The sequence below is a fragment of the Marinobacterium sp. BA1 genome, from assembly GCF_041155135.1.
GTDB classification, from domain to species: domain Bacteria; phylum Pseudomonadota; class Gammaproteobacteria; order Pseudomonadales; family Balneatricaceae; genus Marinobacterium; species Marinobacterium iners.
This window is the reverse complement of the sequence record NZ_BAAFHC010000001.1, coordinates 887,799-909,057: the sequence shown is the minus strand read 5'-3', so window position 1 is coordinate 909,057 and position 21,259 is coordinate 887,799. Positions and strand designations below refer to the sequence as shown.

Here is a 21,259-nt window from a genome sequence, read left to right as displayed (position 1 = left end):
TTTGCGTCGATCAGGGGCAGACTTCAAACAGGCCCGCCGCCCCCATGCCACCGCCGATGCACATGGCGATAACCACATACTTAACGCCACGGCGACGGCCTTCGATCAGGGCATGACCCACCATGCGCGCACCGGACATGCCGAACGGATGGCCGATGGAGATGGCCCCACCGTTCACGTTCAGGCGGTCATTGGGAATGCCCAGGGTGTCACGGCAGTACAGCACCTGACTGGCAAAAGCTTCGTTGATCTCCCACAGACCAACATCGTCCACTTTAAGGTTGAAGCGCTCCAGCAGCTTGGGAATCGCATAGACCGGACCAATGCCCATCTCTTCCGGCTTGCAACCGGCAACGGCTATGCCCTTGTAGATACCCAGCGGTGCGATACCACGACGATCCGCTTCTTCACGGCTCATCAGCAACGCAGCAGAGGCACCATCCGAAAATTGGGAGGCGTTGCCAGCGGTGACATGCTTGCCCTCGGCGACCCACTGCCCGTCCTTCCATACCGGCGCCAGATCGGCCAGGCTTTCGTAAGTGGTCTGCGGACGGTTGCACTCGTCACGATCCGCGACCACTTCCTTGTGACCGGCCGGCTTGCGATCAGCATCAAACACCAGCTGCTGAGCGGTCAGCGGCACGATCTCGTCATCGAACAGACCCGCGTCCTGCGCGGCAGCGGTGCGCTGCTGGCTTTGCAGGGCGTAACGGTCCTGCTCTTCACGGCTGATACCGTAGCGCTCGGCCACGATCTCGGCGGTTTCGATCATCGGGATGTAGGCGCTGGGGACTACTTCTTTTACCGCCTCGGACTGAGCGCGATAGGTATTCTTGTGCTTGGTCTGGGTCAGTGACAGCGACTCGACACCACCGGCGATGGCGATTTTCATCTCACCGGCGATGATGCTCTTGGCCGCCACGCCGATGGTCATCAGACCGGAGGCACACATGCGATCCAGCGCCATGCCGGGCACGCTGTCCGGCAGGCCGCCGGTGTACGCACAAAGTCGACCGATATTGTAGGCCTGGGTACCCTGCTGTACCGCCGCGCCCATGATCACGTCTTCCACCGCTTCCGGTTCGATATCGGCGCGCTCAACAACAGCACGAACAACATGGCCACCCAGCACCGGGGCTTCGGTATCGTTGAAGGAGCCGCGGAACGACTTGGTCAGCGCGGTACGCGCCGTGGATACAATGACTGCTTCGCTCATCTCGATTCTCCTTACTGAGCCGGATTGAAGGTGTAACGGCTGATTGTATCGATGACGCAACCGGGACGGTCACTGCCTTCGATCTCGACGGTCACGCGCACGGTGGCCTGCACCGCCTGCTTGATCGCTTCCACGGCGATCACTTCACCTCGGCCACGGATGCGGCTGCCCACCGGCACCGCCGCCGGGAAGCGCACCTTGTCGCAGCCGTAGTTGACGCCCATCTGCAGGTTCTCGACCGCCATCAACTGCGGCAGAAAGAGGTTAACCAGCGACAGGGTCAGGTAGCCGTGAGCGATGCACTTGCCGAACGGGCCGTCAGCGGCCTTTACGGGATCGACATGAATCCACTGGTGGTCACCGGTGGCCTCGGCAAAAAGGTTGATCCGCTCCTGGGTGATCTCCAGCCACTCGCTGCAGCCCAGATCCATCCCTTCAGCGGCCAGCAGCGCCTCGGCGCTGCAAAACGTCTGGTTTGCCATCCTGAATCTCCTTAAGCGTGCTGCGAGCTGACCGAAAGCACTTCACCGGTCATGTAGGAGGAGTAATCGCTGGACAGGAACATCATTACGTTGGCCACTTCCCACACCTCGGCGGCACGGCCGAACGCCTCGCGGCTGGACAGCTGTGCCAGCAGCTCTTCGCTGGAGGCTTTTTTCAGGAAGTCATGCAGCGCGATGGACGGCGATACCGCATTGATGCGCACGCCATGTTCAGCGGCTTCCAGTGCACTGCAACGGGTCAGCGCCATCACACCGGCCTTCGCCGCAGCGTAGTGCGCCTGTTCTTTCTGCGCGCGCCAGCCCAGTACCGAGGCGTTGTTGACGATGGTGCCAGCACCACGCTTTTGCATGTGCGGCAGCATGGCGCGGGTCATGCGGAAAGTGCCGGTCAGGGTGATATCCAGCACTCGGTGCCACTCCTCATCGGTCATTTCGACCACGGTCTTCTGACCGCCGAGACCGGCGTTATTGATCAGCACATCGACACCGCCCAGCTTGGCTTCTGCCTCGGCAATCAGCGCCTGCACTTCCTCTTCCACGGTCACATTACACAGCTGTCCGTAGACTTCGTTCAGGCCGGTCTCCTGCTTCAGCGCGGCAACCGCCTCTTCCAGACGGCGCGGATGAATGTCGGAGATCATCAGCGCACGGCAGCCTTCTTCGGCGGCGCGTTTCGCTGCGGAGAACCCGATGCCTGCCCCTGCAGCAGCGGTTATCAGCACGGACTTGCCCTTGAGCAGACCGTGACCTTCAACGTATTTCGGTATAGTGCTCATGTGCCTTCTCCTCAGCTGCCCCAGACTTTCTGTGCCGGAACGGCGTCCTTGATCAGTGTGTGGATCACTTCACCCAGCTCGGACGGCTCCCAGCGGTCGCCCTTGTCCACGCCTTCAGTGGTGCGCCAGCCGTCACAGATGCAGATGCGACCGCCTTCAGACTCAAACACCTTACCCGTCACATCGCCCGCTTCTTCAGAGGCCAGCCAGGCCAGCAGCGTGGAAACGTTTTCCGGTGCCCAGTAGTCGAAACTGCCGTCTTCCGGCTTGGCCATACGGGTTGCCATCGCCTCGACCGCAGTGGTCATGCCGGTACGCGCCGCCGGAGCAACGGCGTTGGCGGTGATGCCGTAACGGCCGAGTTCGGCGGCCTGATTCAGCGTCAGTGCGGCAATACCGCCCTTGGCAGCGGCATAGTTGGACTGACCGATGGAGCCCTGCAGACCGGCACCAGAGGTGGTGTTGATGATGCGTGCGGCAACCGACTTGCCCGCCTTGACCTGATCACGCCAGTAGTGAACGGCATGGGAAGCGATGCAGAAGTGGCCTTTCAGGTGCACCGCCATGATGGTGTCCCACTCCTGCTCAGTCATGGACGCGAACATGCGGTCGCGGTTCACACCGGCGTTGTTCAGCACGATGTGCAGATCACCGAAGCTCTCGATGGCCTGTTTCACCGCGTTGGCGCTGTCTTCGTAATTCGTAATATCGGAGGTGTTGACGATCGCCTTGCCACCGGCCGCCGTGATCTCGTCCACTACGGCCTGAGCCGCGGCTTCATTGATGTCGTTTACCACCACGGAGCAACCTTCGGCCGCAAACACTTTGGCATGAGCTGCACCCAAACCACCGCCCGCACCGGTAATGATGGCCACACGGCCTTGCAGAATAGACATAGCTTCCCCCAGGGCCCGCCGCAGCGAGCCTGTCTTCAATTCGGATGTATAGCTTTCGGCTGGACTTAGCCGAGGCGCTCAATAATGGTCACATTCGCCTGACCACCGCCTTCGCACATGGTCTGCAAACCATATCGCCCGCCACGACGCTCCAGCTCATGCAGCAGACCGGTCATCAGACGTGCCCCCGTAGCCCCCAGCGGGTGGCCCAGCGCGATGGCGCCGCCGTTGACGTTGGTCTTGTCGTGGCTGTAGCCGGTTTCCTGCAGCCAGGACATCACCACGGATGCGAAGGCTTCGTTGATCTCGACCAGATCGATCTGATCCATGGTCATGCCGGCTTTTTTCAGCGCGGCCTGCGTGGCCGGAATCGGTGCCCGCAAGTGCCAGATGGGATCGTCACCGCAGACACTGATGTGATGGATGCGGGCACGCGGCGTCAGGTTATAGCGCTTCAGCGCAGCCTCGGATACCACCAGCAATGCAGCGGAGGCATCACAGGTCTGGCTGGACACAGCTGCGGTGATCGACGGATAGGTCGGATCCACCGGTTCCAGCTCGGCCATTTTTTCCAGTGTTGTCTGGCGCGGGGTTTCATCGCGGGTAACACCGTCCAGCGGCACGATCTCGCGCTCGAAGTGACCGGATTCAATCGCCGCGATAGCACGACGGTGGCTTTCCAGTGCAAAGGCTTCCATGTCGGCACGGCTGATGCCCCAATGGTCGGCGATGCGCTGCGCGGCATAGAACTGGTTTACCGGCGCATCACCGAAACGGGCCTGCCAGCCTTTGCTCTCGGCAAAGGGCGTTGTGAAACCGTAGGGCTGACCGGCCAGCATGGCGGCGGAGATCGGAATCTGGGTCATCGTTTGTACGCCGCCCACGGCTATCACGTCCTGAGTCCCGCTCATTACCGCCTGTGCCGCGAAGTGCAGCGCCTGCTGAGAAGAACCGCACTGACGGTCCACGGTAGTACCCGCGACATTGAGCGGCAGACCGGCAGCCAGCCAGCTGGTGCGGGCGATATCACCGGCCTGAGAGCCGATGGTATCGACGCAGCCAAAGATGACATCGTCATACTCGTCGGCCGGTATGGCGTTGCGTTCCACCAGCGCCTTGAGCACGTGGGCGCCCAGATCAATGGCATGGACATGGGACAGCCCCCCCTTGCGGCGTCCGGTGGGCGAGCGCAGAGCATCGACAATATAGGCTTCAGCCATCATGACCTCCCGAATGTCTGACCCGGGCCCAAGGGCGCGCCGTCAGCAAAAATGGCGTCGCTGATGCGCGCCTTGTGGAATCCATGGTCACCCCATGAAGATTCGAGTGCCCAAGTGCGTTTCATGAACATCTGCAGGTCCACTTCCCAGGTGTATCCCATGGCGCCGTGTACCTGAATGCCATGACGGGCTGCCAGATGGGCCGCTTCGCCACAGGCAATGTGTGCCTGAGAGATGTGCAGCGCGGCATCGGGGTTGCCGTGCTGCAGGGAATAGGCAGCGCGATACAGTACCGGCTTGGCGAACTCGATCTTGCCTGCCACGTCGGCCAGATGGTGTTTGACCGCCTGAAAGCTGCCGATCGGTTTGCCGAACTGCTTGCGCTGGGCCACATAGTCCACCGACAGGTCCAGCATGCGCTGAGCCAGCCCCAGCAGCTGGCCCGCAACCGAAAGCGCACCTCGATTCAGGGCCTCATCCCAGATGGGCGCGCCGGTCTCGGCATCAGCGATGCCGGTGGCACTATTGGGCTCCCACATCACGCGGCACAGACGCCGCGAAGAGTCGATGCTGGGGTTCTGCTCAACATCGACCAGGGAGCGCGGCACGGCGTGAATTTCGCCTTCGTGGTTCAGCAACACAAAGTCTGCCATGTGCGCATCCGCCACCAGCGGGTTGACGGGATGGCCCACGGCGATGCGCAGGCTGCCATCGGCAATCTGTTCCAGCCAGCCGTTGCGGTCGCTGACCGACTCGGGCAGTGCGGCAATCATGCTGGTTGCCACATAGGCGGTATCGGCCAATGAGTCGGGGATGCCGTAGTAACCCAACTCCTGGGTCATCAGCGACCAGGCCACATCCCCCATGCCAAGGCCACCGGCCTCTTCCGGCACAGACAGCGCTGTCAGTCCCTGTTCAGCCATTTTGTTGCGCAGGTCCGGCGAGCGGCCGCTGTCGGTTTCCCAGATTTCGCGCAGCGCTTCCGGGGCCGCCTCGGTCATCAGGAAGCGGCTGATAGCTTCCTGGAAGGCGCGTTCGTCATCGGTAAAAGTGAAGTCCATGGCGCACCTCAGGCTTTTGGCAGGCCGAGCATGCGCTCGGCGATTATGTTGCGTTGAATCTCGTTGGCACCGGCGTAGATCGGTCCGGCCTGAGCAAACAGGAAGCCCTCCAGCCAGCCATAGTCATCCTCGTTCTGCGGTGCGCTGCTCAACAGTTCGCCACGTGCACCCAGAATGCGCATCGCGGTTTCATGGATTTTGAGATCCAGTTCGGACCAGATGATCTTGTTGATGCTGGACTCGGCACCGATCTTCTCGCCACGTGCCAGGCGACCAACGGACTGATAGGCCGACAGTGCGTAGGACTCGACACCGGCCCAGACATCCATCACCGCATCACGAATGCTCGGGTCACGGTCAGCGGTGGTCTGGTTGGCCTTGTACAGCTCGATCAATTTGCGTACCGGCTGCTGGAAGCGGGCCGGCGAGCGCAACAGCAGACCGCGCTCGAAACCGGCAGTCGCCATCGCCACATGCCAGCCGCTGCCCTCTTCGCCGATGCGGTTTTCAACCGGCACCCGCACGTTGTCGAAGAAGATTTCGGCAAACGCATCCTTGCCGTTCAGCGCCTTGATCGGACGAATGGTCACACCCTCGGCATCCAGCGGCACCATCAGGAACGACAGGCCGTGGTGGCGCTTGGAATCGGCATCGGAGCGGAACAATCCAAAGGCCCAATCGGCATAGATAGCGCGAGTGGACCAGGTTTTCTGGCCGTTGATCACGTAATGGTCGCCATCACGGATCGCCTTGGAGCTGATCGCCGCCATATCGGAACCGGCGTTGGGCTCGGACCAGGCCTGAGCCCACATGTCGTCACTGGCCGCCATGCGTGGCAGGAAGCGCTTTTTCTGCGCCTCGGTACCAAATTCCATCAGCGTGGGGCCAAGCAGCAGCTGGCCGTTCTGGTTCACGCGCATGGGAGCATCGGCGCCGTAATACTCCTCTTCAAAAATCAGCCACTCGATCAGGTCACAGCCGCGACCGCCGAGTTCTTCCGGCCACATCACCATCGACAGGCGCGCTTCAAACAGTTTGCGCTCCCACTCACGGTGCTGCTCGAACCCTTCACGGGTGTCATAGCTCGCCAGCTTCTGCGCCGGCAGATTATCCTTGAGCCACGCACGCACTTCCTGACGGAAAGCCTGCTGGCGAGGGGTATAGTTCAGATCCATGGCGAACCTCAGAAATTGGCGTCACGTTTTTCGACAAAGGCGCGGCGGGTTTCCGCCGAGTCCGGACTGGTATAGGCCTGCAACGTGAAGCCCTGCTCCCAGCGGTACTTGTCTTCCAGGTTGCCGTCCTCGATACCGTTCAAGGCCTCTTTGGCGATGCGGATCATGGCCGGGCTCTTGGCCGCGATTTTGGCTGCAATCTCCAGCGCAGCCTCACGCAGTTGCTCTTTCGGCACGATGCGTTCGATGAAGTTGTAACGGTCTGCCTCACGGGCCGACACGGCTTCACCGGTGAAGAACATCTGACGCACTTTCTGTACCGGGAACAGGCGTTGCAGGTGAGCGCCGCCTCCCATGGCACCGCGATCCACTTCAGGCAGGGCAAAGCTGGCACATTCGGACGCGACCACAATATCGGCGGCACCGGTGATGCCGATGCCGCCACCCAGTACATAGCCATGTACGGCCACGATCACCGGCACGTCACAGCGATGTACCGCCTTGAAAGTGGCGTAGTTGCCGGCATTCACAGCGACGATGCGTTCGGGGTGCTGATCCAATTCCTTGATGTCAACGCCGGCACAGAAGCCACGCCCCTCGGCCCGAATGACGATGACGCGCACTTCAGAATTACGGCCCAGCGCTTCAACCCCCTCGGCCAGTTCAAACCACTCGCGGCTGTCCAGGGCATTCACGGGACGCTTGTCGATCACCACTTCGGCGATACCGTTATCAATCTGTGTTGTGTATGCAGTACTCATTTCAGGATGCCTCCTCAAGTGCCTGCCGATTGGCGCGGGAACAGATCGCCTCCAGACAGGTTTCGGCCTCACCGGCGATCGCTGCGATCAATTCCGGTGCGCTGATCAGTTCGTTGATGGCGGCGGCCACCTGGCCGCTGGGCAGAATGCCCTCGTCAGGGAAGCCCTGAACCATGGAGCGTTGCAGCAGAACCGGCTGATTGGCCGACATCACCACCTGTGACATCTGCGCCGGGTCCTCTTTCACCGCCTTGATGAAGGTCTTCACCATATGACCAAAGGTCATGCCGGTCTCGCGTTGCCACTGGCGTGCGCTGCTCAGGGCGATCCACAGCTTGCGCATGGGGCTGGCCCCTTCCAGCTTGTGGATAAAGGCGTTTTCCACCATGCGATGACGCATGCCATCCACCGCCAGAGTGACGCGGATCTTCTGCGGGTCCTGCACGGCAAGGTAACGCTCCAGCGTCTGCTGCGGGGTGGGTGAGTCCGAGGTCATCATGAAACGGGTCCCCATGGCGATACCAGCGGCACCGGCGGCCAGCGCCGAAGCCAGACCACGCCCGGTGGAGTACCCACCCGCCGCAATCACCGGCACATCGACCGCATCCAGCACCTGCGGCAACAGGATGGTGGTCGGTACACCACCGGTATGACCGCCACCCTCACTGCCCTGAATGGTGATCATGTCCGCCCCAAGCTGCACCGCTTTGACGGCGTGCTTGAGCGCCCCCACTGTGGGGATACAGAGCACGCCGGCTGCCTTGAGTCGGCCAATGGTTTCCTTGTCCGGGCCTCGGCCATAACTCACGGCCTTCAAACGGTACTGAATCGCCAGTTCCACGCACTGCATGGCGTTTTCCTGGAACATGTGGAAATTAAGACCGAAATTGCTGCCACCGGTAGCCTCGATCACTTTCTTGATCTCGCCTTCCAGCTGTGACGGCTCGATGGTGGCACCGGCCAGAAAGCCAAAGCCGCCGCCGTTGGTGGTGGCGATCACCAGATTGGCATCCGACACCCAGCCCATGGCGGTCTGGATGATCGGATAGCGGCAGCCCAGACGGCGGGTCAGCTCGGTCTGCAACAGCGGACTCATGCTTTCTCTCCGTTGGCTGATGCTTCTGCCTTGTTCGCTTTCACCATGCCCTTGGCGTCGTAGCCACCCAAGAGGTCACCGGAGATCTGTTCATTGTGTACGTGGGCAAAGTGGTGCCAGGCAAAGGCCGCCTCCATCCCGGTGCGCTTGCCGGCCAGATCTTCCACGTGGTTGATCACCTGCTTGGTCAGCGCCAGCCCCATGCGCGGCTGACGGGCGATTTTGGCCGCGATCTCATAGGTGGCATCGGCCAGCTCATCACGGCTGAAAATCCGGTTGACCATCCCCATTTCGCGGGCACGCTCGGCGCTCATGCGATCACCCAGAAACAGGAATTCCTTGGCCACACGCGGATTGAGTTCGTAGGGATGGGCGAAGTACTCCACCCCCGGAATCCCCATGCGCACCACCGGGTCCTGGAAGAAGGCGTCATCACTGGCGATGATCAGGTCACAGACCCAGGCCAGCATCAGACCACCGGCGACGCAGGCGCCCTGCACCATGGCAATGGTCGGCTTGGGCAGATCGCGCCAGCGGCGGCACATGCCCAGATAGACTTCCTGCTCGCGGGCATAGAGGTATTCGCCACCCGGCTTGTTGGTGTGGTCCCACCACAGCGTGCTGCGATCGAATTCCTTGTTGATGTCGCGGCCGGGAGTGCCGATGTCATGACCGGCGGAGAAGTGCTTGCCTTCACCGCGCAGCACGATCACCTTGACGCTGTCGTCATCCACCGCCTGACGAAACGCCGCATCCAGGGCGTAGGTCATCTGCGAGTTCTGCGCGTTATTGAACCCGGGCCGGTTCATGGTCACGGTGGCGATACCATCCTTGACGCTGTACAGCACCGGCTGCTCGGTCTCGTAGACCGATTTGTCTTCGCGCTGAACGAATTCCTGCGTTTGATTGGCTGCTGTCATGACAGGCTCCTGTTTACTGTTCGGTGGACGCGGTGCGGATACCCGGCGGGTTATCCTTGAGCTGACGGGCACGCAGGTTGTGCGGGTCCAGCCTGGCGATGATCGCCAGCTGCTCAGGCGTAGGGTGTGCGGTTTCGCCCATGTCCGGCGCCTTCAGCAGCTCGAAGCCGGTATTGTCCTGAACCTCTTCAAAGGTCACGCCAGGGTGCAGGGAACGCACGCGGATAGCATGATCAGGCCCCTCGAAATCCATCACGCACAGGTTGGTGACGATGTGACGGATCTCCATCAGGTCCTGACGCATATGCTCGGACCAGCGCGCCGGGTTGTAGCCCACGCCGGAGACCATATCGACCTCGCCTGACACGAAGGCACGCGTATTGTGGTTGGGCACGAACAGCGAGTTGATGTGGTTGATGCTGTTACCCGGCAGACCGCGTACACCCAGCATCGCCACTTTCGGCTTGTCGTAGTCACCGACGATGGACAGGTTGGTCTGACCGAAACGGTCGATCTGGGTCGGGCCGATCATGGCGTGACGCTTGCCACCCCAAACGCACTCGAACACGCGCTCGAAGGACATGTAGCCGGAATACTTGGGCTCGTAGTCGCCACGGGGGCCGACCGGAATCGGCTCCTCAACCAGCAGACACTCGCTGTCGGTCATCATCAGTTCAGGGGTATGGGTCATCTTCGCCAGACTGGCCCCCAGACGCGGGATGATGCCCAGACCGGACGCAAGGATTTCACCGTCGCCGCGGAAGGCTTCGGACGCGGCCACAATCATCAGCTCGGCCAGCGTAAATTCACAGTGGGTCGTCATTGTGTGCCTCTCCTCAGAATGTCGGCAGCGGCAGGCTGCTCATCGCTGCAACGCCACCATTGGCGGCCTGATAGGCGTCTTCGCCACCGTTCACAAACTCATCCATGTACACCTGCCAGCCGTTGTCATCGCTGGCACTGGCGACATAGCGCTTAAGGTGGGACAGATCCCAGCCATAGTTCGGCGCGCACATGGTCGGATGAGCGCCCTTGGGCGCATGCACCACGCCCTGTACCAGATAGCGTTCAAAGGTGTTGAGGCGGGCGGTGTCACGATCCAGTTCCAGGCGGTCGACCACCTCTTCCGCAGAGACGATGCAACGCTCGGCTGCACGGGCCACCAGATGATCAAAATAGGGATCGGTGCCGGTGATCAGGGTGTTGCCCAGCCTGTCCGCCTTGTTGACATGAACAAAGGCCATATCCAGATTCAGCGCCGGCATCGCCAGCAGCTCTTCGCCGTCGTCATAGGGCGAACGGATGGTGCGCAGGTCGTTGTATTTGACAACATCGGTCGCCAGACCACAGCGGGTCGGCAGGAAGGGCACTCGCATGCCAGCGGCACGCAGCCCCCACTGGAACATGCCTTCATCCAGCTCCATCACCTCGATCTCACCGGCCTGACGCACCTTGCGGAACCAGGGCTCCAGCGGAATCGCATCCAGTGTGGCAAAACCGAAAATCAGCTTTTTGACCTTACCGGCCGCACAGAGCATGCCCACTTCCGGGCCACCGTAGGCCACCACGGTCAGGTCCTTTACATCCGAACGCAGGATCTCGCGCACGATCGCCATCGGCTTGCGCCGCGGCCCCCAGCCACCAAAGCCGATGGTCATGCCATCGCGCAGCTGGGCTACCGCTTCAGCGGTTGTCATCTGCTTGTTCATTCAATACTCCTTGCTCAGGGCCGCTTATTTGAAACCGATTGAGAAGTCATGGCCCCAAACGCTGACACGGGTAAATTCGAAGGCACTGTGCTCGTTCCAGTCCACCTGCAGACCACCAAAGCCGTACTCAATATCGAACCCGGACGGCGTCTTCATATAGAAGGAGGTCATGCGATCATTGAGGTGTTCGCCCAGGGTGGCGGACAGCTTCACGCCATGCGCCTGCATGCGGTCATGGGCACGCCCCACTTCGGTCATGCAGTCCACTTCCACCATGGCGTGAACACAGCCGGACGGCACCGGGAACTCGGCAATAGCCAGGCTGTGATGGCGAGCGTTATTGCAGTGCATGAAATGGATGCGCAGCGGATCGGCATCCGGCGCGGGTTTGTGATTCATGATGTCGGAGAGACCGAAACCGAGCACGTTCTTGAGGAAGTCGCGGGTTTCGTCAAAGTTGGGCGCCGGCAGAACAACATGACCCAAGCCCATCGCGCCGGTGACAAAGCGCGGCACGCCCTGGGGGGATACGAACGGCAGGAACTCGGAGCGATGGCCCCAGTACAGTTCATGGCGGTTGCCCGCCGGGTCACGTACAATGGCCAGCTGCTGCACCGCGCGCTGGTTGCACAGGCTGGCATCCCCCGCTTCCCAGGCAATGCCCTTCTGATCCAGCTCGGCGATGGCCGCCGCAAAGGCTTCTTCGGACGCTAGCTCCCAGCCGGAGGCCAGATAGCGATTTTCGTTGCCTTCCAGAATCAGCATACGGAAGGGGCGCTCGTCCATCTTGACGTAGAGCCCGCCTTCCGGCGCGTCCATGCTCATCATGCCGAGTACGTTCTCGGCATAGTCCTGCCATTCCTTCAGGTTCTCAGACTGGGCAACCAGGTAGCCCAACTCGCGAATATCGATCATCACATCCCTCCGGGGTCTTGTTCTTTTGCCCATTATCAGGAGGGAGGTACAGCGTCTCATCGTCCATTGAGACTAAACAGAATTGGGGAAAATGAATGGATAGCGCGAAGGCGTAGCCGACAGTCCATGACAGCAAGGGTGCCCCCTGTTGCAGGGTCTACACTACAGGTGACATTTGCACATACCCTGAGTGAGGCAATCCCATGGCAGCGCATGACATCACCCCCTCAACCGACGACAGACTCCGTGACAGGGCGATGGGGGCCCTGATGGGCGCCTTCATTGGTGACGCCCTGGGGGTTGGGCCGCACTGGTATTACGACCTGGACCAACTGGTCGCCGACTACGGCCCCTGGATCGACACCTACACCCGCCCGCGTCCCGGACGCTATCACGAGGGACTCGAACCCGGTCAGCCCTCGCAATCAGGTATCCTGTTGGAGATGATGCTGCGTTCACTGGTGGACTGCGGAGGCTATGACGAGGCCGATTTCTGCCGCCGGCTCGATACCGAACTGTTCCCCCAACTGGACGGAACCCCGATGCATGGCCCGGGCGGCTTCACCAGCCAGTCCATGCGGGATGCATGGCACAAACGGGTTCAGCAAGGGTTGCCCTGGGGGGCCATCGGTGGCAACGCCGACAACACCGAAGCTGCAGAGCGCATCATCGCCATCGCCGTGCGCTACGCCCTCACACCCGGCGAGCTGGCCCGGTCGGTCACGGCCAACACGGCCCTGACCCAGGCGGACGGCACCGTCATGGCCATGACCACCGCATTCGGCGCAGTGCTGGGCATGCTGGTAGAAGGCCATCGCCTCGACGGCGATCTCTCAGACAAGCTGATGGCCCGCGTAAAAACCGGCGAGCTGCCCTTTCACACCATTACACAAGGCAAACTCGAAGCCCCGTCACGCAAGCAGCAGGAAAAGCGGCATGAAGGCCTGTTTGCCTCGCCCGATGCGCTGCTCACGCCGTCCTGTATTGCCCGCGCCGCCCACGCCAATACCATTCGCATCGAACCCGCTTCGCAGGTGGGCCTGCTTTACGGCCTGCCGTGTGCGGTCTACCACCAGTTCCCGGCCGCCTACTATCTGGCGGCTCGCTTCACGGACGACTTCGAGCCGGCGGTGCTGCACGCGATCAACGGTGGCGGCCAGAACATGGCACGCGCCATGCTGACCGGCGCCCTGAGCGGCGCGATGGTGGGGTTGTCAGGCATTCCGCAACGATTCATCGATGGCCTGGAGCGGGCTGAGCCGCTGCTAGCATTGGCCGAGGCACTGGCTGGCGATATAAAAGGTCACGGGGGTGAAGCCCGGGATAGGTCGTGAAGGGTGTTGATGTTTGAATATGACTCGGTATTGAGGCAATGAAATCATATGTGACGCAGTATCCACTTGGCAATATGGCAGCCCACTACCAAGTGAATACTGTCACTGTACACAAACAGCACTATTATATTAGCAAGGTGAATAAATATTGGACAAATTAATTAAATATTTCTTTAAACTCGTTCAGGTTATTTAGAGTAATTAATAACACATGGTATATTATTTACAATTAGTCTCTAATAAATCCTTGGCATTATTTAATGCCTCTTCTACAGATTTTTTAACATCGTTATCCAGAGATAATCTAAGAATTTTTTTATACAGCGAAATATATGAAACCCTTGGATCACTGTCTAAATATCTCACTCCCTCATATAACTCGTTCTGTAGGTCTGTGGTGATTGCCTTATCACCACTTTCTAACAGAATTTCTTGTAAACGCATTCTTTTCTGAAACAAATTTAGTTCCTTGTTAGCTTTTTGTGCTAATTCCGCAACAATAAATTCGAATTTTTCCTCTAACTCTTTTCGTTGTAAGCTGAGCTCCTTATCCTGTAATTCAAGCGCTCTTTTAGAATTTGTGTTTTCTCTAATCGTAATATAAACCCCAATACCACCCAAAGTTATAGTGATGGCAATTATTCCAACAACAACTCCATATATACTCCAGTAACTATTTTTAGCTTCTGAAATTTCTTTTGATAAAAAATCATACTTTTGATGTAACACGTCAACTTTATTTGAAACTTTTGACCCAGCATTTTCAACTGAGCTCATCTTAATATTTATATTATTTAAATCATCCCTTAAATAGCTTATTATCACATCATAACCAATATTTGATTCGGTAGTTGGAGTTATATTTTCGGAACTAGGATCATTTGATGCAGAGTAACATGCAGAAGCCATGGGAAGTAAAAAAAACATCATTACAAATGAAGTCCATTTCATCAAAAAAAATCCTCTTTTAAAATTGAGAAAACTTCATTAATTCCACTACTAAGGGGCTTTTGTATATATTTAGTCAAAATATTATCTATTTTTATTTTTATATCTTCTTTGTTTTTTGCTGAAATAATAACGATTTTTTTATTAGGATATTTATCTCTAATTAACTTGTAAAGAATCTCACCAGTTTCAAGACTATTATTAACATCCTGTTTACTTCCCTTCCTTAACATTATATCTAAAAATATTATCTTATAACTATTTAGACAATCTATTATTTCTAATAGATCGTCTGCAGAGTTTTTTATATCGCAAGTGACATCTTCCATTTCTAATAGTGTCGCAAAATCTTCACAAAAATATTTATCATCGTCAAGTAATAGAACCTTCATATTTCTAGTACTCCATATTTTTTGGGACAGGGAACTTCAGGGTAAACTCAATATCTTTGGGATCAGAATGAGGAACAAGGAGAAGGTCGCCTCCTGACTCGATCATAATATTCTTCGCAAGAAATAAACCAATACCAGTACCATGTATTTTCTCATCTAAAACTTTTTTACCTCTATAGCCATCTTCAAAAATCTTTTTCCTCTCTGCTTTGTTTATAGGAATCCCTCGATTCTTAACACTGACATACAAATAATCTTCACCGAAGTCATGTTTACAATCTATTACTATTTTCTGATGCACATCATCACAGTATTTTGCAGCATTATCAACCAAAGCATTCAATGCAATTGTATAAAGATCTCTATCCCCAACAACATACCATGAATGCATTGAGCCCATATCAATATAAACAAAACAATCGTGCTGTTTTTCCAAGTATGGTTTAGTAATATTTACTATTGGGTAAATAATCCCTTGCAAAAGGGATATCCTCTCTCTTTTTCTTAACTTAATAAGCTCGTCAAAATAATAAGAGTCAGTTAGTAACTTTAACCTCCCACCTAAAACTTGAATATCTTCTAACTGGCTAATATATTTTCTTTTCTTATCTTCTGGTATATTTTCTCTGGACAATCCTCTTTTTATTATCTCTGGTCCTGTATTAAATTTAGATATTGGTGTTCTTATCTCATGCAAAAGGACGCGGTTAAAATTATCATGCGCTTCCAGCTTTTTATTTAGGTCATTGTACTTATAATATATATCAATAGAACTCTCCAGAATAACTTTTGCTCTTTGAAGAGTATCAAAGTGTACGGGGCGGGGAGGTTTTATTGTTCTTTTACCGTCACCTGATATAACATACTTATTTTTAACACGAACAACTCCTACCAACTCATTCCCAATTTCAATTGGTATTCCAACCCAATTCTTCCCTTTATTTTTTGTCTTTTCATCATATATATGAGAGTTATGATGCTCTTTTTCTAAGTCATACGAGCAGTATATTTTTTTCGATTTAGCCACTTTAGTTGTTAATGAATTGACATTAAGCGGATATACAATATCACTATTTGATTTAAAACCTTCTTTATCGAATGATGCGGTTAATACAAGAAGGTTCTCTTCGCTCTTGATAAAAACAGAGCATGCTTCATAAAGCAAAATTTCGCTTACAAGTTTACAAAACCTCTTCAAATAAACTTCTAATGACTCTTTTTCAATATTAGGTAAGCTCTCATACGTTAGACGGCCAAATTGTTCTTCTGCTAACTGAATACTTTCTATATATTTTGTTTCAACTAGTCTTTTCAATCTTGTGACAACTGAATCCCCAAGATAAAACCCTTCTTTTTCTGAATAAAAATTCACCACCACAGGTGTTTTATTTTGGAAACCTATATCAAGCTTTATTCTATTAACAGATTTAATCTTTTTTCTTCCTAAAATATCAGAGTTCATGCAATCATTATATGGAGATCTTGCCTCAAAGCCTTTATATTTATCATCAAGAACATCTGATAATCTACACGCATCACCACTAATAAGATACCCACACGCCTCCTCTAACGAAGTTGCCTCACAGGTGAAGAAATTAGTAAGACTATTATAAGACCATAGTGAGAAGTGTTCACAGAAAACATATTCTGACAACTTCTTTAAATAGTCATGTAGACTTATGTCTTTTCTAGTAATGTTAAATAATAATTTTTCTTTCTGTTCATGTCTAAAGTTACTTACAACATCACCGTTTACTTGTTTCAGAAAATTATAAGTTGCTTCCGTATCACCAAGAAAATACTTGGTGAAAAATGTTGATTTATAAAATAAATACTCTCTATCTTTTTCTATAAGAATATATTTTGATTTTTCATTAAAGAAATTCCCTATTTTTTTGTTAAGCACTCCTCCGAGGTAGGGGCTATTTTTCGGAATATCAATGAGCTTACTTTCTGGTATAAATACCTTTTCGCCAAAATCTTTCTCATGAGATAGAGCGATAAAGTATCCATTTAGCTGGTAGAATACGATTAATTCCATTATAATAAAATTCCCAAAATATTATATTTAAATATAAGTTTTTGAAATTTTAAACCCTATGTGTATTTTATAACAACCATTCCGAAAATCACAATAATTTAACTATTTATCCGAGCACGTTAGAATAATCTTAATACTTATTTAGCGAAATGCTTATTATTGTATTAAATAGCATGAAAAGTCAGTGACCTGTCCTATCAGAGCTTACAGCTCCACGCCCCCCGCCAACACCGTTTTGTTTGCGAAGTAAAAATTTCCGAAAGAGGTCTGATGACCGCTATGCTCGGTGGATTCAACCGATAGCTATTTCCAATAATCCTTAAAACATCACCGACAATGCAGTCCTTGTCAAATCTAAGAAAAGTGTTCCAGCGGTTGACGCAGGAGCCGAATACTTCAGAATGATGAAAACATCGCGCTCACACGGGCGATAAGAAATGGTATGACTCTTCACGACTTCCAGCACATGTAGCAGGTGAGCCACCATCGTGGTAACCCACCTCTCCTTCAAAAGCCTCAATACCCAACACAGGTATCAATGGCACCCTGCAGTGATTCACCCGCACACCAGCGGCGCAGGTTGTCCAGAAACGCCTGGCTCATGCGCTCGTGACTGCGCGGGCCATTCCAGGCAATGTGCGGACTGAGATGTACACTCGGGTGCTGATACAGCCAGTGTCCAGCCGGCAGGGGTTCAGGGCTGACCACATCCAGCGAGGCACGCGCGATCTGGCCGCTATCCAGCTGTTCCTTGAGGGCGTCATGGTCGATCAGGGCAGCGCGCGAGATGTTGATTAGGTGACTGCCGGGTTTCAGCCTCGAAAGACGTGCTGTATCCATCAACCCGACGGTTTCCGCGGTGGATGGCAGTGCAAGCACCAAATGATCCGCGTAGGGGATCATTTCATCCAGGCTGGCCACCGATTCGACACCCGACATGCCCGATGACCGATGTGTGCGCATATGGCAGATCACGTTCATATCAAATGCCAATGCTCTACGCGCTATCGCCTGTCCGATCTGGCCAAAGCCGATAATGCCCAGCGTTTTGCCTTCCAGCGTATCAAGGTCGGCCATGAACCATTGCTCCGGTGGCACTGAAGCCCAGCTTGAGGGCAGCCGTTTCGCGTGTGCCAGCATCATCGCCAGCACCCATTCGGCAATCGGAACGGCAGTGGCACCTTTTGAGCAGCTAACCAATCGACCACGCAGCAGATCGATGGGGTAGTCATCCACACCCGTTCCCAGAATGTGAATCCAGCCAACATCCGGCTGGTGATCCAGCAGGCGACGCAGTGTTTGACTGCCGCCCGGCGTAGCCAACACAACATCGACCCGCCCCAACTGATCCAGCGGATCGGTTGGGGACAGCGTCAGGATGTCAGCCTCCGGTACGATTTCACGAATCCGTTCACTCAGTGCCGGAAAATCGAACATCATAACGATGCGCATGGGTCACTCCTCCAGCAAGACACGTCCAAGCTGCACATCACCCTGAATGGTGGTGCGGTTGATGCGTCGGCGCACGCCAACCGGAGTGCCGGTGGCGCAGTGCATGGCACGCCAGTTGTCCCACAGCACCATGTCACCCGGCTGCCACTGGTGGAAATAGTGGAACTGCGGATCACGGGTGTGTGCCACCAGGCGCTCCAGCAGTTCGATGGACTCGTCATTGGAAAGACCGGCCTTGTAGGGCGTCACGACGCGATCCAAAAACTGCTCGACAATGCCCAGCACCTTGATGCCGGTGATCGGATGGGTCATGGCCGCCGGGTAGACCGACTCAGGGAAGTCCGGGAATTTGACGTCCGAGGGTTTCCTCGGGCTGTGAGGCCCCGGCTCGTAGCCTTCCAGATCCACGTAGCGCATATGGCGGCGCTGCATGCTGAAGGCATAGGCCACTTCCAGCTTGTCGAGCAGTGCCTTGGTGTCGGCATCCAGTGCATCATAGGCCTTGGCCAGATCACCAAAACCGGTCAGGCCTCCCTCGCCTGCCACTTCGACCGCTGTCAGGACGGCGCCATGGTTGGGTTTGCCGGTGTAGTGCAGATCCAGATGCCAGTCGAGCCGGCCAACAATCGTCTCGCCCTTGTAGAAAGCGGTCATCGACTTGTCCTTGTCGCCGCCGCTCTCCAGCTCGAACAGTTCAGGGTACTCGTCAGACAGCGTTGCCTTGAGCGGGTGCAGCTCCAGCTCGCCGAAGATTAGGCTGAAGGCGATCTGCCGTTCGGGGGTAATCGCCTGATTGCGAAACACCAGTACCCCATGCTCATACCAAAGCGCACGCAGCTGTTGCTGCAGTTCATCATCCCAGTGTTGAGTGATATCGAAGCCCTGTACCTCAACGCCGATGTTATCCAGCGGTTTAACGGTCAGTGTCATACCTGCGCGCTCCTCTCAGTTCACGACATTCGGATCGCGACGCAGTTCACGGCGCGCCATCGCTTCCCACAGGAACGGAAAGCCGTTCGGATCCGGCAGGCTGACCTGTTGGATCACTTCCTCGGCCAGGGGCTCGGCACCTCCCGCCAGACGCACTTCATAGGCACGACGACAGCGCCACTCCAGCGTTGCCGCACGCAGATGGGCCTGACGCAGATCGCGACCGACCACCAGTGCACCGTGATGGGCCAGCAGCGCCCACTTGGCATCACCCAATGCTTCGACCGCCGTCAGGCTGGTGGCCTTGTTCTCAAAGGTACCCAGATATTCGTTGTAAATCGGCAACTCGGAGCCGCAATAGGCACCGGCCTGATCATAGATCGGCGGGGTTTCCTGCAGGTTGGCCCAGATACCACTCCACTTGGGATGGTTATGAATAACCACATTGATGTCGGAGCGGGCCTCGTGCAGTTGCAGATGCAGGCCGATGGCGGGGGTGGTGTTCCAGTTGCTGTCGAGAATATTACCCTGATCGTCCAGGGTCACAATATCGCTGGCCGTGACCTCATCCCAGGTCAGCTCCCAAGGGTTGGTGAGGATGGTGCCGTCGGATTGGCGCACGGTAATATGCCCGGCGATATGGTCATCCCAGCCTTCTGCATAGAGCATGCGGCACATCAGCGCCACCTGCGCCTTGGGTGTCAGCTCGGGCAGCAGTGCACGTTCGCCCGGTCGTGGCGCAAATTTTTCAAACATTTCGACATTGAGGTGATCGGTCTTCAACACGGCGTTAATCCTTATTTTGTTGCGTGTCGAATGATGATAATCACTCCTGACTGGAGGGCATTGTAAAATCCGGCCAATCAACAGGCCCAAGTGGACAGATTGAGAGGCTTAAAACAGGCGCCCACGAAACTCGCTCGGGGTCATGCCGGTCCACTTTTTGAATGCCTTGAGAAAGCCGGAATGATCGGAGTAGCCCAGTTGCACGGCGATTTGCGTAATGGGCAAGGTGGGATCGCTCAATGCACGGCGTGCGTGGATTTCACGGACGCAATCAACAATTTGCTGGTAGTGCCACCCCTCAGCTTGCAATTTGCGCCTCAGGGTACGCGGGCTGCAACACAGCACCTTGGCCGCCTCGATCATATCGGGCGGGTTGGCAGGATCTTCGACAATCAGCGGCCAGAGCCGCCAGGCCACATTACCCCCCTGTCGGCGGATACTCTGCTCTTCACACATCGCTTCATACAGTCGTGCACTGTGTGGACTGGCATTAGGCAGGGGTTGATCGAGAATCGCCGCATCGAAAAACAGCTGGATCACCGGTGCATCGAACTGCAGTTCGCACTCAAAGATGGCGTGGTAGTCATCTGCATGGGGTGGTGCCGGATAGTCACAGCGCAGCCGAGTCACCGGCAAGGGCTGTCCCAGCACCCAGCGTGCCGTTGTGATGATATTGCTGAGCAGGTCCTCAACCGCCAGCAGCCTCAAGTCATCCAGCGCCTCTTTTACATTGACCTGAAAGCAGCCCTGCCCTTCGATTTCGCTAAAGGTGGTAATGATCGACTGCCCGGAAAAACGCCCCGGATAGCTCTGGTATTTAAGTCCTCGCTCAATCGCCTCGCGCAGGGTCGTGCAGCTCATCATCAGGTACGCCAGCTGGTCGTAGGTCGCCAGTGAGCGCTGATACCCTATTTTCAAGCCAAGCCCGGTGTCGCCCGTCAGGCGCAGGGCATCGGCCAACAACGCGCGATGCGTCACGTTGCTGATTGAAACCTCCAGAGACGTTAGCTGATTGAGGTTGTGTGCTGCACTCAGCGCTTGTGTATCAACGCCTTTGCCCGACAGAAAGTCGAGGAGCCAGATGATATAGCGGGCATCAGTATTCATGGGTTGAACAGGTATAGCCAA

At 55.5% G+C, this 21,259-nt stretch carries 21 protein-coding genes; 1 reads left to right on the top strand and 20 read right to left on the bottom strand.

Annotated features, from left to right (window positions below; genetic code table 11):
- Window positions 1-10 precede the first annotated feature (10 nt).
- From ACAM29_RS04395 to ACAM29_RS04335, 13 genes are all read right to left on the bottom strand, one after another.
- On the bottom strand, window positions 11-1,216 hold the full coding sequence (locus ACAM29_RS04395) for an acetyl-CoA C-acyltransferase (protein WP_369623337.1): 1,206 nt from the start codon (window positions 1,214-1,216) through the stop codon (window positions 11-13).
- An 11-nt stretch (window positions 1,217-1,227) separates the two neighbouring features.
- Window positions 1,228-1,698 carry a MaoC family dehydratase gene (locus ACAM29_RS04390; protein WP_369623336.1) on the bottom strand — a complete coding sequence of 157 codons (471 nt, stop codon included), beginning with the start codon at window positions 1,696-1,698 and terminating at the stop codon, window positions 1,228-1,230.
- 11 nt (window positions 1,699-1,709) lie between these two features.
- A complete protein-coding gene (locus ACAM29_RS04385) occupies window positions 1,710-2,495 on the bottom strand; it encodes an SDR family oxidoreductase (protein ID WP_369623335.1) in 786 nt (261 codons plus the stop codon).
- An 11-nt stretch (window positions 2,496-2,506) separates the two neighbouring features.
- The gene (locus ACAM29_RS04380; RefSeq protein ID WP_369623334.1) at window positions 2,507-3,391 is read right to left on the bottom strand and encodes an SDR family oxidoreductase; all 885 of its coding nucleotides are present in this window, start codon (window positions 3,389-3,391) and stop codon (window positions 2,507-2,509) included.
- A 65-nt stretch (window positions 3,392-3,456) separates the two neighbouring features.
- Window positions 3,457-4,611, bottom strand: a complete 1,155-nt coding sequence (locus ACAM29_RS04375) for an acetyl-CoA C-acetyltransferase (protein WP_369623333.1) — start codon at window positions 4,609-4,611, stop codon at window positions 3,457-3,459.
- Complete coding sequence (locus ACAM29_RS04370; RefSeq protein ID WP_369623332.1) at window positions 4,611-5,672, bottom strand: acyl-CoA dehydrogenase family protein; 1,062 nt, start codon at window positions 5,670-5,672, stop codon at window positions 4,611-4,613. Before ACAM29_RS04370 ends, ACAM29_RS04375 begins: the two co-directional genes overlap by 1 nt.
- 8 nt (window positions 5,673-5,680) lie before the next feature.
- On the bottom strand, window positions 5,681-6,847 hold the full coding sequence (locus ACAM29_RS04365; protein WP_369623331.1) for an acyl-CoA dehydrogenase family protein: 1,167 nt from the start codon (window positions 6,845-6,847) through the stop codon (window positions 5,681-5,683).
- Between the two features lie 8 nt (window positions 6,848-6,855).
- Window positions 6,856-7,608 (bottom strand): enoyl-CoA hydratase family protein, encoded by a 753-nt coding sequence (locus tag ACAM29_RS04360; RefSeq protein ID WP_369623330.1) that lies wholly within the window; start codon window positions 7,606-7,608, stop codon window positions 6,856-6,858.
- A 1-nt stretch (window position 7,609) separates the two neighbouring features.
- Window positions 7,610-8,704 (bottom strand): NAD(P)H-dependent flavin oxidoreductase, encoded by a 1,095-nt coding sequence (locus tag ACAM29_RS04355; protein WP_369623329.1) that lies wholly within the window; start codon window positions 8,702-8,704, stop codon window positions 7,610-7,612.
- Window positions 8,701-9,624, bottom strand: coding sequence for an enoyl-CoA hydratase (locus ACAM29_RS04350; RefSeq protein WP_369623328.1), 924 nt, complete (start codon window positions 9,622-9,624; stop codon window positions 8,701-8,703). Before ACAM29_RS04350 ends, ACAM29_RS04355 begins: the two co-directional genes overlap by 4 nt.
- 13 nt (window positions 9,625-9,637) lie before the next feature.
- On the bottom strand, window positions 9,638-10,447 hold the full coding sequence (locus ACAM29_RS04345) for a CoA-transferase subunit beta (RefSeq protein WP_369623327.1): 810 nt from the start codon (window positions 10,445-10,447) through the stop codon (window positions 9,638-9,640).
- Window positions 10,448-10,460: 13 nt separating this feature from the next.
- The gene (locus ACAM29_RS04340; protein WP_369623326.1) at window positions 10,461-11,333 is read right to left on the bottom strand and encodes a CoA transferase subunit A; all 873 of its coding nucleotides are present in this window, start codon (window positions 11,331-11,333) and stop codon (window positions 10,461-10,463) included.
- 24 nt (window positions 11,334-11,357) lie between these two features.
- On the bottom strand, window positions 11,358-12,248 hold the full coding sequence (locus ACAM29_RS04335; RefSeq protein ID WP_369623325.1) for a VOC family protein: 891 nt from the start codon (window positions 12,246-12,248) through the stop codon (window positions 11,358-11,360).
- A gap of 203 nt (window positions 12,249-12,451) precedes the next feature.
- Here ACAM29_RS04335 and ACAM29_RS04330 point away from each other — a divergent pair, with 203 nt between their 5' ends.
- Complete coding sequence (locus ACAM29_RS04330) at window positions 12,452-13,582, top strand: ADP-ribosylglycohydrolase family protein (RefSeq protein ID WP_369623324.1); 1,131 nt, start codon at window positions 12,452-12,454, stop codon at window positions 13,580-13,582.
- A 219-nt stretch (window positions 13,583-13,801) separates the two neighbouring features.
- Here ACAM29_RS04330 and ACAM29_RS04325 read toward each other — a convergent pair whose 3' ends face one another.
- From ACAM29_RS04325 to ACAM29_RS04295, 7 genes are all read right to left on the bottom strand, one after another.
- A complete protein-coding gene (locus ACAM29_RS04325; protein WP_369623323.1) occupies window positions 13,802-14,533 on the bottom strand; it encodes a hypothetical protein in 732 nt (243 codons plus the stop codon).
- Entirely contained in the window at window positions 14,533-14,922 is a 390-nt protein-coding gene (locus tag ACAM29_RS04320) for a hypothetical protein (protein WP_369623322.1), read from the bottom strand. Before ACAM29_RS04320 ends, ACAM29_RS04325 begins: the two co-directional genes overlap by 1 nt.
- Before the next feature lie 4 nt (window positions 14,923-14,926).
- Window positions 14,927-16,963 carry an ATP-binding protein gene (locus tag ACAM29_RS04315; protein ID WP_369623321.1) on the bottom strand — a complete coding sequence of 679 codons (2,037 nt, stop codon included), beginning with the start codon at window positions 16,961-16,963 and terminating at the stop codon, window positions 14,927-14,929.
- A gap of 516 nt (window positions 16,964-17,479) precedes the next feature.
- Window positions 17,480-18,415, bottom strand: a complete 936-nt coding sequence (locus ACAM29_RS04310) for an NAD(P)-dependent oxidoreductase (RefSeq protein WP_369623320.1) — start codon at window positions 18,413-18,415, stop codon at window positions 17,480-17,482.
- Window positions 18,416-18,418: 3 nt separating this feature from the next.
- A complete protein-coding gene (locus ACAM29_RS04305) occupies window positions 18,419-19,345 on the bottom strand; it encodes a TauD/TfdA dioxygenase family protein (RefSeq protein ID WP_369623319.1) in 927 nt (308 codons plus the stop codon).
- Between the two features lie 15 nt (window positions 19,346-19,360).
- Complete coding sequence (locus ACAM29_RS04300) at window positions 19,361-20,131, bottom strand: class II aldolase/adducin family protein (RefSeq protein WP_369623318.1); 771 nt, start codon at window positions 20,129-20,131, stop codon at window positions 19,361-19,363.
- Between the two features lie 108 nt (window positions 20,132-20,239).
- Window positions 20,240-21,238: an AraC family transcriptional regulator gene (locus ACAM29_RS04295; RefSeq protein WP_369623317.1), complete on the bottom strand. Its 999-nt coding sequence runs from the start codon at window positions 21,236-21,238 to the stop codon at window positions 20,240-20,242.
- Between the last annotated feature and the right edge of the window lie 21 nt (window positions 21,239-21,259).

Coding starts and splice junctions, on each gene's coding strand:
- ACAM29_RS04395 (WP_369623337.1), bottom strand. CDS start 1,216: ATGAGCGAAGCAGTCATTGTATCCACGGCGCGTACCGCGCTGACCAAG.
- ACAM29_RS04390 (WP_369623336.1), bottom strand. CDS start 1,698: ATGGCAAACCAGACGTTTTGCAGCGCCGAGGCGCTGCTGGCCGCTGAA.
- ACAM29_RS04385 (WP_369623335.1), bottom strand. CDS start 2,495: ATGAGCACTATACCGAAATACGTTGAAGGTCACGGTCTGCTCAAGGGC.
- ACAM29_RS04380 (WP_369623334.1), bottom strand. CDS start 3,391: ATGTCTATTCTGCAAGGCCGTGTGGCCATCATTACCGGTGCGGGCGGT.
- ACAM29_RS04375 (WP_369623333.1), bottom strand. CDS start 4,611: ATGGCTGAAGCCTATATTGTCGATGCTCTGCGCTCGCCCACCGGACGC.
- ACAM29_RS04370 (WP_369623332.1), bottom strand. CDS start 5,672: ATGGACTTCACTTTTACCGATGACGAACGCGCCTTCCAGGAAGCTATC.
- ACAM29_RS04365 (WP_369623331.1), bottom strand. CDS start 6,847: ATGGATCTGAACTATACCCCTCGCCAGCAGGCTTTCCGTCAGGAAGTG.
- ACAM29_RS04360 (WP_369623330.1), bottom strand. CDS start 7,608: ATGAGTACTGCATACACAACACAGATTGATAACGGTATCGCCGAAGTG.
- ACAM29_RS04355 (WP_369623329.1), bottom strand. CDS start 8,704: ATGAGTCCGCTGTTGCAGACCGAGCTGACCCGCCGTCTGGGCTGCCGC.
- ACAM29_RS04350 (WP_369623328.1), bottom strand. CDS start 9,624: ATGACAGCAGCCAATCAAACGCAGGAATTCGTTCAGCGCGAAGACAAA.
- ACAM29_RS04345 (WP_369623327.1), bottom strand. CDS start 10,447: ATGACGACCCACTGTGAATTTACGCTGGCCGAGCTGATGATTGTGGCC.
- ACAM29_RS04340 (WP_369623326.1), bottom strand. CDS start 11,333: ATGAACAAGCAGATGACAACCGCTGAAGCGGTAGCCCAGCTGCGCGAT.
- ACAM29_RS04335 (WP_369623325.1), bottom strand. CDS start 12,248: ATGATCGATATTCGCGAGTTGGGCTACCTGGTTGCCCAGTCTGAGAAC.
- ACAM29_RS04330 (WP_369623324.1), top strand. CDS start 12,452: ATGGCAGCGCATGACATCACCCCCTCAACCGACGACAGACTCCGTGAC.
- ACAM29_RS04325 (WP_369623323.1), bottom strand. CDS start 14,533: ATGAAATGGACTTCATTTGTAATGATGTTTTTTTTACTTCCCATGGCT.
- ACAM29_RS04320 (WP_369623322.1), bottom strand. CDS start 14,922: ATGAAGGTTCTATTACTTGACGATGATAAATATTTTTGTGAAGATTTT.
- ACAM29_RS04315 (WP_369623321.1), bottom strand. CDS start 16,963: ATGGAATTAATCGTATTCTACCAGCTAAATGGATACTTTATCGCTCTA.
- ACAM29_RS04310 (WP_369623320.1), bottom strand. CDS start 18,415: ATGCGCATCGTTATGATGTTCGATTTTCCGGCACTGAGTGAACGGATT.
- ACAM29_RS04305 (WP_369623319.1), bottom strand. CDS start 19,345: ATGACACTGACCGTTAAACCGCTGGATAACATCGGCGTTGAGGTACAG.
- ACAM29_RS04295 (WP_369623317.1), bottom strand. CDS start 21,238: ATGAATACTGATGCCCGCTATATCATCTGGCTCCTCGACTTTCTGTCG.